The organism is Castellaniella daejeonensis, from assembly GCF_039523555.1.
Taxonomy (GTDB): Bacteria; Pseudomonadota; Gammaproteobacteria; order Burkholderiales; family Burkholderiaceae_B; genus Castellaniella; species Castellaniella daejeonensis.
This window is the reverse complement of record NZ_BAAAFN010000004.1, coordinates 208,901-220,247: the sequence shown is the minus strand read 5'-3', so window position 1 is coordinate 220,247 and position 11,347 is coordinate 208,901. Positions and strand designations below refer to the sequence as shown.

Genomic DNA, 11,347 nt, shown 5'->3' with positions numbered 1-11,347 from the left:
AAAGGCTGAAGAACATCCAGGGCCGCCCACGACCCGCATGCCGACGGCACGCCAGGCCGGGGTGGCCCTGAAAACAAGAATGTGCCCCCACGCCGCGCCTTCGGCTTGCTGCCCACAAGGGGCCGTTTTGCCTTGGGGCGGGCCGGCGGCAAAAATCAGGGTTTCAGCACGAACGAGAAGGAGGACAGCGCGCGGGCGGCCATTCCCAGGTGCCGGCAATCCGGGCGGCGCAGGGAGTTTCGTCGAACCCTGCCGCGGGGCGGACCCGGGGCGCGACCGGCACGGGAGTGCCGGCCATGTCGACCGCAGGAGGAACGGGATGGGTGGCGCACAGCGGGCAATGGCCCGTCCGGAGCATGCGCGAGGTACCGGAACCGTCGGTATCGTCCGGATCGGCCGACAGGTCCATGACCACCATGCCGGCCGGCGTGCAGGCCACGACCTGCACGCCCCGCAGGGGATCGGGCGACGGAATGCCGGCGAACACGGGCCCGACGACCTGAAGCCAGAGCCCCAGGACAAGAAGCCAGTGGATGAAGATGCATCCGCGTGTACGCTTGCCCGCATGTCGCATGGACAGCATTCTAAGGCGGCATGCCGCTTGCCATGGTTGACGCCAGTCAAGCCGTGCGAGCGGCTGCTGGCGCCGGCCTCGCCGCGGAACCGGTCCGGTGAGAATCTATATTTCCGGAGGCGATATGCAGATAGGTTGAAAACCTTTGCGGCCTGAAGGACATCTCATTAGAATGAAAAACAATAAAACGCGGCGTTCATATAACCCCTTGAATTAATTGAATCTCACCTGTCCATCATGAAGAAAACACTCTCCGCACTGCTGTTTGCCTCTCTGATCCCCCTGCTGTCGGCTGCGCCGGCTGCCCAGGCGGCCAGCGACGATCTCGCCGCCATCCAGAAAGCCGGCGTCCTGCGCATCGGCACCGAAGGCACCTATGCGCCCTTTTCCTACCACGACACGAAGGACAACCGACTGGTCGGCTTCGACGTGGATATCGCCCGGGCGATCGCCAAGCAGCTGGGCGTCAAGGCGGAATTCGTGGAAGGCAAGTGGGACGGCCTGATCGCCGGTCTGGATGTGAATCGCTACGACGTGGTCATCAACCAGGTCGGCATCAACGCCGAACGCCAGGCCAAGTTCGATTTCTCCAAGCCCTACATCGCCTCGGCAGCCGCACTGATCGTGCGCGACGACAACGACACGATCCACTCGTTCGCCGACCTGAAGGGCAAGCGTTCGGCCAACACCATCACCAGCAATTTCGGCAAGCTCGCGCAGCGCAGCGGTGCGGAAGTCGTGCCGGTGCAAGGCTTCAACGACGCCATCGCCCTGCTGACCTCCGGCCGCGTGGATGCGACCGTCAATGACCAGCTGTCGTTCCTGGACTTCAAGAAGCAGCAGCCCAATGCCAAGGTCAAGGTCGTCGCCACCGACAACAGCGCCGAATTCGGCCAGTCGGGCGTGCTGATGCGCAAGAACCAGCCGGCCCTGAAGGCCGCCATCGACAAGGCGCTGGACACCCTGCGCACCGACGGCACCTACAAGCAGATCTCCGAACGCTATTTCGGCGAAGACCTGTCCGCCCAGGTCAAGTAAGACAGTTCCGCTTTCCCCGCGACACGATCCGCAGGAGACCCGACCGTGCCGGACTGGCTACGCTTGATGATGGACTCCCTCTGGCCGCTGCTGGTCGGAGGGATCAAATTCACCGTGCCACTGGCGCTCCTGTCCTTCGCGGCCGGGCTGCTGCTGGCATTCCTGACCGCGATCGCGCGGCTGTTCGGACCGCCGCCGCTGGTGGCGCTGGTCCGTTTCTACGTCTGGCTGATCCGCGGCACACCGCTGCTGGTGCAGCTGTTCGTGATCTTCTACGGCCTGCCCAGTGTCGGCTTCGTGCTGGACCCATTGCCCGCCGCCCTGATCGGCTTCTCGCTGAACGTGGGCGCCTACAACGCCGAGGTCATCCGCAGCGCCATCGAGGCCATCCCCAAGGGCCAGTGGGACGCCGCCTATTCGCTGAGCATGACGCGCGCCCAGGCGCTGCGGCGCACGGTGCTGCCCCAGGCCGCGCGCGTGGCCGTGCCGCCGCTGGCCAATTCCTTCATCTCCCTGGTGAAGGACACATCCCTGGCCGCCGTGATCACCGTGCCGGAAATCTTCCAGGCGGCGCAGCGCATCGCTTCCGTGACCTATGAACCGCTGATCCTGTACGTGGAGGCCGCCCTGATCTACCTGGTGCTCTGTTCCTTCCTGTCGGCGGCCCAGACCCGCCTGGAACGCCATTTCGGCCAGCATGCCGTCTTCACCGAGGGACAGCGATGATCGAACTGCGCGGTATCCGCAAGTCCTTTGCCGGGCACGAGGTGCTGCACGGCGTCGACCTCGCCGTCCCCGAGGGCCAGGTAACCGCCCTGATCGGTCCGTCTGGCAGCGGCAAGAGCACCCTGTTGCGCTGCGTGAACCTGCTGGACGCGCCCGATACGGGCCGGCTGACGCTGGGCGAGGAAACCCTGGAATTCCAGCCCGGGCGCCATCCGCCCCGGCCGGCGGTGCAGCGCATCCGCCAGCAGACCGGCATGGTGTTCCAGAACTTCCAGCTGTTTCCCCACCAGACCGCCGTGCAGAACGTGATGGAAGGACTGGTGACGGTCAAGGGCTGGCACCGGGACCGTGCCCGCAACCGCGCCCTGGAATTGCTGGACAAGGTCGGCCTGCGCGAAAAGGCCGATGCCTGGCCGTCCAGCCTGTCGGGCGGCCAGCAGCAGCGCGTGGCCATCGCTCGGGCGCTTGCGCCCGAACCGCGCGTGCTGCTGTGCGACGAGCCCACATCGGCCCTGGATCCGGGCCTGGCCGCGGAAGTGGTTGCCGTCCTGGGCAACCTGGCCGCCGAAGGGATGACCATGCTGATGGCCACCCACGACCTGCGCCTGGCGGCGCAGATCGCCCGCCAGACCGTGTTCCTGCAGGATGGCGAGGTCATCGAGGCCGGTTCGTCCGCCGACCTGTTCCGGAATCCGCAAGATCCGCGTACACAGCGTTTCGTGGCCACCCTGAAGGCCGACACGGCCGAATAGACACCGACCGGCGCTCGCGGGCACGCGGCCCGTCAGCGTGCGGCCTGCGAGGCGGCCGCGGGTGCCGCTGCGGTGTATTTCGCCCCCGCCACGCAGGCCACGACAAAGACAGTGACCAGCAGCATGACCGGCGTGACGGGCTCGCCCAGCAGCCAGGCAGCCAGCATCAGGCCCATGAACGGCTGCAGCAGCTGCAACTGGCCGACGGCGGCGATGCCGCCCTGCGCCAACCCCCGGTACCAGAAGACGAATCCCACCAGCATGCTGAAGACCGCCACGTAGGCCAGCCCGCCCCAGGCGGATGCGGGGATGCCGGCCCACGCGGCCGGGCGCAGGATCACGGACAACGGCAGGCTGACCGGCAGCGACAGCACCAGCACCCAGCAGATGACCTGCCAGCCGCCCAGGCGGCGCGACAGGCGGCCGCCTTCGGCGTAGCCGTAGCCGCAGGTGACGATGGCCGCCATCATCAGGGCATCGGCCCCCAGCGAGCCCGAACCGTCCCGGCTGAACGCGAACCCGGCCACGGCGGCCGCGCCCAGCACGGCGAACATCCAGAATGCGCGGGAAGGCCGCTCGCCGCCCAGCCAGGTGCCGAAGATCGCGGTCGCCAGCGGCAGCAGACCGATGAAGACCAGGGAATGCGCCGAGGTGATGGTGCGCAGGGCCAGCGCGGAAAACAGGGGAAAACCGAGCACCACCCCGAAAGCCACCAGCAGCAGGGTGCGCAGGTCGGCAAGGCCGGGCCGGGGGCTGCGCATCCAGACCAGCGCAGCCAGCGCCAGCAAGCCGGCCAGGGCGGCGCGCGCCGCCGTGACGAACAGGGGGTCGAGCCCCAGGACGGCCAGCCGGGTCGCCGGCAACGATCCGCTGAAGATCGCAACGCCGATCATGCCGTTGATCCAGCCGCGCGTGGTGGTGTTCATGCGTGCTTCCTAGAGTCAGGTGCGGAAGATGGGTACGGCCTCCAGCATGCCTTGCCGCCAGGGCAGAATCCAGATACAGTGCAGTACAGTATCAACGAACTGTACTGATCCATCCGGACCCAACCGCCTGCGCGGCGGGCCGGTTCACCACCCATGGACATTCCGTATTCACCCGCACCGGGCCGCACCGCCGGCATCATGCAATTCGTGCGCCAGCGCATCGCTGCCCGCGAATGGCCGCCCGGTTCGCGCCTGCCGTCCCTGCGGGGCATGGCGCGGCAGCACGGCGTCTCCAAGTCCACCGTCGTCGAGGCCTACGAGCGCCTGGAGTCCGAAGGCGTCATCCGCGCCCGCGCCGGCGCCGGCTTCTATGTCGCCGGCCCGCTGGCGCCCCTGGCGCTGTCCGAGATCGGGCCGCGCCTGGACCGCCAGATCGACCCCCTGTGGGTGTCCCGGCAGTCGCTGGACCTGGGCGCCCAGGCGCTGAAACCCGGCTGCGGCTGGCTGCCGGAAGACTGGATGCCCCGGGATGCCATCCGCCGCGCACTGCGCCAGGTCGCGCGCGATCCCGAAGCGCCGCTGACGGACTACGCGCCCGCCCTGGGGCTGCCGGCCCTGCGCACCCAGATTGCCCAGCACCTGGGCACGCGCGGCCTGGCGGCCGACCCGCGCCACATCCTGCTGACCGATTCAGGCACCCAGGCCGTGGACCTCCTGTGCCGTTTCCTGATCGAACCCGGCGATGCCGTGCTGGTCGACGACCCCTGCTATTTCAATTTCCTGGCGCTGCTGCGCGCTCACCGCGTCCGCATCATCGGGGTGCCCCACGCGCCCGACGGCCCCGACATGGACCGCTTCGAGGCCGCGCTCGAGGAATACCGCCCGCGCCTCTATCTCAGCAACGCCGGACCGCACAACCCGACGGGCGCGCGGCTGTCGGCCGCCAAGGCGGAACGCATCCATGCGCTGGCCGAAGCCCACGACCTGATCCTGATCGAGGACGACATCTTCGGCGATCTCGAATCCAGGCCATCGGCCCGGCTCGCATCCGGAGACCGCAGCGACCGGGTCGTGCAGGTCGGCAGTTTTTCCAAGACCCTGTCGGCCAGCCTGCGCTGCGGCTACCTGATCGTGCGCGAGGACTGGCTGGACGCGCTGGCCGACCTGCGCACCGCCACGACGTTCTCGGGCGCCGGCCTGACGCAGGCGGTGATCGCCCGCCTGCTGCGCGACGGCGCCTGGCAGCAGCACACGCGTCTGCTGCGCAGCCGCCTGGCCCAGGCCATGCCGCGCGCGATCCGGCTGCTGTGCGCCCTGGGCCTGCAGCCCTGGCATGAACCCGAGGACGGCATGTTCCTGTGGTGCCGGCTGCCGGACGGCATCGATGGCGCGCGCCTGGCGCAGGCGGGCCTGCAGCAGGGCCTGATGCTGGCGCCCGGGAACGTCTTCAGCCTGGCGCAGACGGCCGGGCACATGATGCGCTTCAATGTGTCGCAGATGGACGATCCCCGCCTGCCCGAGCGCCTGGCTACACTGATCCGGACCTGTCCTTGCTGACCACGGACCCGCCACACGGCCCGGCGATCTTCCCCGTTTCCCGAACTTCCGATCCCGACAAACGACGATGCCTCTTCCATCCGATACCGAAGTGCTCAACGCATTCCAGGGTTCCCTGCGGGCCCAGATCGATGCCCTGCCGCCCGCCTGGAAATCCACGCTGGAAGCCCCCCACCTGCAGGGCATCCTGGGCCGTCTCGACGCGATGCTGGCCGAACGGCTGGCCGCCGGGGCCTGCATCTTTCCCCTGCGGCCCTTCCGCGCCCTGGTCGAAATCCCGCCGGACGAGGTCAAGGTGGTGATCGTCGGCCAGGACCCCTACCACGGACCGAACCAGGCCCAGGGCCTGGCGTTCTCGGTGCCGGATTTCTGCCCCACGCCGCCCAGCCTGCGCAATATGTTCAAGGAACTGACCCTGGAATATGGCGAACCCGAAACGCCGCCGCGCAACAGCCTGGTGCGCTGGGCACGCCAGGGCGTGCTGCTGCTGAACACATCGCTCACCGTCGAGGCGCACCAGCCGGCCTCGCACGCCAGGAAAGGCTGGGAACACATCACCGATGCGCTGATCATGCGGGTGCTGCGCGAGGCCCGCCCCAAGGTCCTGATGCTCTGGGGCTCGCATGCCCAGGCGCGGCGCGCGCTGCTGGACATGCAGCCGCCGGCCGGCCCGGTCGAAGTCCTGGCCGCCAATCATCCATCGCCCTTGTCCGCACTGCGGCCGCCACGCCCCTTCATCGGCTGCGGCCATTTCCGCCAGGCAAACGACTGGCTGCAGGCCCACGGTGAATCAGGCATCGACTGGATGCTGGCCCGCACGCCCGCCGCCGTCCCCGGCTACGGCGGCTGAGCCGCCATCCCGCGGATCTCCGGTCCACAGGCGGACGCAATTGCGGCCCGCTTCCTTGGCCCGGTACATGGCCCGGTCCGCCCGGGCCAGCAGCCCGCCCAGATCGTCGCCACCCTGCGGCGCGCAGACGATGCCGATGCTCACGCTCAGGGGTTCGCACACCCGGCAATCGCATTGCCGCAGCTGTTCGCGGATCCGTTCCGCCAGGCTCAGGGCGCCCTCGGCATCCATGTCCGGCGCCAGGACCACGAATTCCTCGCCACCGATGCGCGCGCACAGGTCATCCTTGCGCACGACGCGGCGCAGCACCCCGGCGAAAGCGGCCAGCACCCGATCGCCGGCCTCGTGCCCGCAATCGTCGTTGATCCGCTTGAAGCGGTCCAGGTCGCACATCAGCAGCGCGACGCTCCGCCCCTGGGCCAGGGTTTCGCGCAGCATGTCGCCGCCCTGCTCGTACAGTGCGCGCCGATTGGCCAGGTCGGTCAGGGCATCGTGCAGGGCCGCATGGCGGTAACGGCGCTCGGAGCGGGCTCCCACCATCATCAGGACGGCAAAGGACATGCCGATGAAAAACAGCATGCCTTCGAACACCGCCATCGGGAAATCCAGGCGCAACGGCCCGGGCTCGGGTCCCGACAGCAGCGTCGCCGTCATGCGGGCAAAGGCCAGCACACCGTGCAGCACCAGGATGACGGCGGGCAGGATCGCCAGTTTTGCATCCCCGCTCTTGCCGCGCTGCGCTGCCCACAGTTCCCACAGGGCCGCCCCCGAGTAGGCCAGGGTGGGCAGGCTGTACGCGGTCACACGCGCCACGCCCGAGAACACGAATTCCGGCCACTGGCATACCGCGTACCAGGCCAGCGGACCGGCCACGATCCACGGCCATCGCGGCGGCTTTCCGGAAAAAGCCCGCAGCCCGGTCCAGACGCAGGCATGCGCCAGGATCAGCAAGGCGCCGAAGCCGGTCACCGATCGTTCCCAGGCGTTGGCAGGGTCGGCCACGCCCAGCAGGAACCCGACTCCCATGAGCATCAGCGAAGCGCCGGTCCATCCCAGAGTCCGTTCGCGGCGACCCAGCAGCGCCGCCGCCAGGATCAGGGCGCCCACCAGCAGCAGGACCGGGATTTCCGCGATCAACAGCGTGCGTGCGTCCAGATGGTCCATGGCTCAGGTTCCCGCGTAAGGAGCGGCGGCTCCGTCCATGCGGGCAACCGCCGTGGATGCCCGGCCGGCCGCGGCCAGGCCCACCGACTGGCGGACGCAATCGCGGCCCGAGGCCTTGGCCTGGTAGAGCGCCCGATCGGCGCAGGCCAGCAGGCGGTCCAGATCATGGCCGTCCACCGAGGCGCAGGCGATGCCGATGCTCACGCTCAGGCGGCCTGCCGCCGGGAAGGCCTGTTCCGCCAGGGTGCGGCGGATCCTGTCCGCCAGGTCCAGGGTGCTCAGGGGCCCCAGGTCCGGCGCCAGGACCACGAATTCCTCGCCGCCGATGCGCGCGCACAGGTCGCCCGCGCGCACCCGGCTGCGCAGGATTTCAGCGAACAGGACCAGGACCCGGTCGCCCGCGTCGTGCCCATGCTCGTCGTTGATGCGCTTGAACCAGTCCAGGTCGCACATCAGCAGCGCCATGTCCCGGCCCTCGCGGCGCGCCCGCGCCAGGGCTTCCGCACCCTGCTCGAACAGGGCGCGGCGATTGGGCAGCCGCGTCAGCGCATCGTGCAGGGCCGCATGGCGATACCGCCGTTCCGTCCTGGCACGCACCAGGATCAGGACGCAGAAGGACAGGCTGACGCCGAACAGGAGGCCTTCCAGTATGGTCACGGTGAAATCCGGCCACTGCAGCCAGGACATGCCCGGTATCCGGACGGCCCACACCATGCGATAGAGGTAGAACAGGCCATGGGCGAACAGGACGGCCAGCAAGGGCAGCACCGAGCCTGCATCGTCGCGCCGTTCGGGCCACAGTTCCCATCCGGCCGCTGCGAGATAGCCGATCGCCAGCAGGGAAAAGACCAGGAGCCGGGCTAAATCCGATGCCATGAACACGGGCCACAGGCACAGCGCGAACCAGGTCGCGGCGCCCCCCAGCAGCGCCGCCACCCACACCGGCCGGCCGGCGTAGGCCCGCAGACTCGCCCAGCAGCAGGCGTGCCCGGTGATCAGCAGCATGTTGGCCAGCACGATCGCGGGATCGTGCCAGGTCGGGGAGCCGCGCGCGATGCTGACCACGAAACCCGTCCCGCCCAACAGCAGGGCGCCCGACATCCACAGCAGCGTGCGGTCGCGCCGCCCCTGCAGGGCGGCCAGCAGCATCAGTCCGCCCACGAGAAACAGCACGAAGGCTTCGACGATCAGCAAGGTGCGGGCATCCAGGTTCAGCATCGGGCCATCGCCTTCTTTTTCCTGTCCGGTGAACCCGGATTGTTTCAAAGCATTTCACATCTGAAATGCCTATGATGGTAGACGGAATAACCCTGGAATTTTAGATGACGATCGAATCCGTCCGGCAGTTTTTTGCCCAGCATGCTCCAGACCTGGACATTCTCGAACTCGAGCAAAGCACCGCCACCGTCGCCCTGGCGGCCGAGGCCCACGGCGTGGTGCCCGGCCAGATCGCCAAGACACTTTCCCTGAAGACCGGCGACTCCGTCGTCCTGGTCGTGGCCCGCGGCGACGCGCGGCTGGACAACCGCAAGCTCAAGCAGGCCTTCGGCGGCCGGGTCAAGATGCTGCCGGCCGACGAAGTCGCCGACCTGACGGGCCATCCGGTGGGCGGTGTCTGCCCTTTCGGCCTGGCCCGGCCGCTGCCGGTCTACTGCGACGTCAGCCTGCGCGATTTCGACATCGTCATGCCGGCTGCGGGCTCCACCCGCAGCGCCGTGCGCATCGAACCCGAACGCCTGGCCCGACTGACGGACGCCTCCTGGGTGGACGTCTGCCAGGCGGCCGCGCCGGCAAACGCCTGACCCCGGCACCGCGCAGCCATGACGGCCCGTCCCGACCTTGTCTACGGCGCCGTCCTGGCGGCCGCGCTGCTGCACGCGGGCTGGAACGCCCTGATCAAACGCAGCGCCGACACCTTGCTGAGCACCACCGGCATCGCGGCGGCATCCGCCGCGATCGCCCTGGCTGCCCTTCCCTGGCTGCCGGCGCCCGCAGCGGCAAGCTGGCCCTTCATCCTTTCGTCCCTGATCCTGCAGATCGTCTACATGCGGCTCCTGGCCAGGATCTACCGGGTCGCGGACATGAGCGCGAGCTATCCCGTGATGCGAGGCACCGCGCCGCTGCTGGTGGCCGCGGCATCCGCCGCGCTGTTCCATGAAGCCCTGAATCCCACCGCCCTGGCCGGCATCGCCGCCATCTGCGGCGGGATCCTGTGCATCGGGCGGCGCTCCACGGGCATTCCGGCGGCGCCCTCGGGCCTGCGGCTCGCCCTGCTGAACGCCGCCGTCATCGCCAGCTATACCCTGGTTGACGGGGCCGGGGTCCGCCAGTCGGGAGCGCCCGCCAGCTACACACTGTGGATCTTCCTGCTGCAGGGATGCGCCATGACCCTGATGGGCCTGCGCGCCCGGCCCGGCGCCCTGCCGTCCTACCTGCGCGCCCACTGGCGATCCTGCCTGGCAGGCGGCTTCGGATCCGTGATGTCCTACGGAGTCGCCCTGTGGGCCATGACACTGGCGCCGATCGCCATCATCGCCGCCCTGCGGGAAACCTCGATCCTGTTCGGCACCCTGATCGCCGGCCTGTGTCTGCGCGAGCGCCTGGGGCCGGCACGCATCCTGGGCGCCTGCATCCTGGTACTGGGCGCCGCCCTGCTGCGTCTGGCCTGAGACGTTCGCCCCGGGCATGATTCCCCGGGCCGTCCCCGGCCATGTCTCAGGGATCGGGGGGCGCGTCCAGCACCTGCTCGACTCCGGCGGCGCCGGCCGCATCCAGCCGCCCGGCCTGGCGCGCCAGAGCCACGCCCCGGCGGCACAGGCGGTCATACAGGTCGCGCATCTCGGGATCGACCGCCTGCAGCGCCTGGCGGTGCAGGCGCACCGTGCCCGCATCCCCGCGCGACACGGGGCCCGGCATGCCCGCCGCCACCCCGCTGCGCGCCAGGGATTCCACCGTGCCCCGCAGGAGCGGCAGCAAGGCATCGAGCGCCTGCCGTTCCGTCGCTCCCCAGGACTGCCACAGGCGCACCGCCTCGGCCAGCAGGGCATGCACATGCTGGGACGCATAGCCGCCCGATGCGTGATAGCGCACGCGCGCGCCGGGCGGCAGGCTCAGGCCGACGCAACCCAGGCGCAGGGCCAGATCGTGCAGCAGGGCATCCAGCGGCGGCTCCGCCTCGATCGCCACGGTGCATCCAGGCAGGCTGGCGAGCGCCGCGCCCGGATCCGCACCGAAGGCCTGCATGGGGTGGAAGCCGCCGATCAGCGCGCCCGCCTCGGCGGCGGGCTGCAGCGCGGCAACGGGGGTGGCCCCGCTGCAATGCACCACCGCCTGGTCCGCGCGCCAGGACACCGAACGCGCGATGCCGGCAATCAGGGCATCGGGCGAGGTCAGGAACACCAGGTCGCAATCCCGCGCCACGGCGTCGGCATCGTCCGCCCGGCAATCCGGCAGCGATGCGGCCAGCGCCCGGGCGCTGGCATCCGAGCGGCTGGCGGCCCGCACCACCGGAACGCCGGCCGCCTGCAGGGCCAGCGACAGCGCCCGCGCCAGCCGGCCCGCTCCGATGAAGCCTGCCCGCAGGCCACCGGGTTCGGGCGGCGCCCATGCCGCCGGCTGCATGCCCTGCACCGATTGACCGGATTCGCTCGCTTCGTTCATGCCTGTTCCTCGTTCCTGTTCCGCCTTGCGTGGGCCGCGCCGTGCCGGTGGCGTGCGGCCCGGAATCCCTATAATTGTAGGCTTGCGCGCCTGGCGCGCC

Annotated in this window: 12 protein-coding genes; 7 read left to right on the top strand and 5 right to left on the bottom strand. The window is 69.3% G+C overall.

Going from position 1 to position 11,347, the window contains the following annotated elements; all coding sequences use genetic code 11:
• Nucleotides 1–163 precede the first annotated feature (163 nt).
• Nucleotides 164–583: a DUF2946 domain-containing protein gene (locus ABD022_RS01280; RefSeq protein ID WP_325127183.1), complete on the bottom strand. Its 420-nt coding sequence runs from the start codon at nt 581–583 to the stop codon at nt 164–166.
• A gap of 228 nt (nt 584–811) precedes the next feature.
• Between ABD022_RS01280 and ABD022_RS01275 the strand changes: the two genes are divergently transcribed.
• From ABD022_RS01275 to ABD022_RS01265, 3 genes are read left to right on the top strand one after another with little or no spacing between them, the layout of a single operon-like run.
• Nucleotides 812–1,612 (top strand): amino acid ABC transporter substrate-binding protein, encoded by an 801-nt coding sequence (locus ABD022_RS01275; RefSeq protein WP_325127181.1) that lies wholly within the window; start codon nt 812–814, stop codon nt 1,610–1,612.
• Between the two features lie 45 nt (nt 1,613–1,657).
• Complete coding sequence (locus ABD022_RS01270; RefSeq protein WP_325127179.1) at nt 1,658–2,338, top strand: amino acid ABC transporter permease; 681 nt, start codon at nt 1,658–1,660, stop codon at nt 2,336–2,338.
• Nucleotides 2,335–3,090 (top strand): amino acid ABC transporter ATP-binding protein, encoded by a 756-nt coding sequence (locus tag ABD022_RS01265; protein ID WP_325127178.1) that lies wholly within the window; start codon nt 2,335–2,337, stop codon nt 3,088–3,090. The genes ABD022_RS01270 and ABD022_RS01265 overlap by 4 nt, the downstream gene beginning before the upstream one ends.
• 32 nt (nt 3,091–3,122) lie before the next feature.
• Here ABD022_RS01265 and ABD022_RS01260 read toward each other — a convergent pair whose 3' ends face one another.
• Nucleotides 3,123–4,016, bottom strand: a complete 894-nt coding sequence (locus tag ABD022_RS01260; protein WP_325127176.1) for a DMT family transporter — start codon at nt 4,014–4,016, stop codon at nt 3,123–3,125.
• A 153-nt stretch (nt 4,017–4,169) separates the two neighbouring features.
• Here ABD022_RS01260 and ABD022_RS01255 point away from each other — a divergent pair, with 153 nt between their 5' ends.
• Together ABD022_RS01255 and ABD022_RS01250 are read left to right on the top strand one after the other, a co-directional pair.
• Complete coding sequence (locus ABD022_RS01255) at nt 4,170–5,573, top strand: aminotransferase-like domain-containing protein (protein ID WP_325127174.1); 1,404 nt, start codon at nt 4,170–4,172, stop codon at nt 5,571–5,573.
• Between the two features lie 67 nt (nt 5,574–5,640).
• The gene (locus tag ABD022_RS01250) at nt 5,641–6,423 is read left to right on the top strand and encodes a uracil-DNA glycosylase (protein WP_343819657.1); all 783 of its coding nucleotides are present in this window, start codon (nt 5,641–5,643) and stop codon (nt 6,421–6,423) included.
• Here the strand turns inward: ABD022_RS01250 and ABD022_RS01245 are convergent.
• Both ABD022_RS01245 and ABD022_RS01240 read right to left on the bottom strand, forming a co-directional pair.
• Complete coding sequence (locus ABD022_RS01245) at nt 6,364–7,587, bottom strand: GGDEF domain-containing protein (RefSeq protein ID WP_325127170.1); 1,224 nt, start codon at nt 7,585–7,587, stop codon at nt 6,364–6,366. The two genes, ABD022_RS01250 and ABD022_RS01245, sit on opposite strands and share 60 nt — an antisense overlap.
• A gap of 3 nt (nt 7,588–7,590) precedes the next feature.
• Nucleotides 7,591–8,853, bottom strand: a complete 1,263-nt coding sequence (locus ABD022_RS01240) for a GGDEF domain-containing protein (protein WP_325127168.1) — start codon at nt 8,851–8,853, stop codon at nt 7,591–7,593.
• A gap of 56 nt (nt 8,854–8,909) precedes the next feature.
• Between ABD022_RS01240 and ABD022_RS01235 the strand changes: the two genes are divergently transcribed.
• Nucleotides 8,910–9,389, top strand: a complete 480-nt coding sequence (locus tag ABD022_RS01235) for a YbaK/EbsC family protein (protein WP_325127166.1) — start codon at nt 8,910–8,912, stop codon at nt 9,387–9,389.
• A gap of 18 nt (nt 9,390–9,407) precedes the next feature.
• Nucleotides 9,408–10,256 (top strand): EamA family transporter, encoded by an 849-nt coding sequence (locus tag ABD022_RS01230; RefSeq protein ID WP_325127164.1) that lies wholly within the window; start codon nt 9,408–9,410, stop codon nt 10,254–10,256.
• A gap of 46 nt (nt 10,257–10,302) precedes the next feature.
• On the opposite strand, the gene ABD022_RS01225 is transcribed toward ABD022_RS01230, so the two are convergent.
• Nucleotides 10,303–11,247 carry a Rossmann-like and DUF2520 domain-containing protein gene (locus ABD022_RS01225; protein ID WP_325127162.1) on the bottom strand — a complete coding sequence of 315 codons (945 nt, stop codon included), beginning with the start codon at nt 11,245–11,247 and terminating at the stop codon, nt 10,303–10,305.
• Nucleotides 11,248–11,347: the final 100 nt, after the last annotated feature.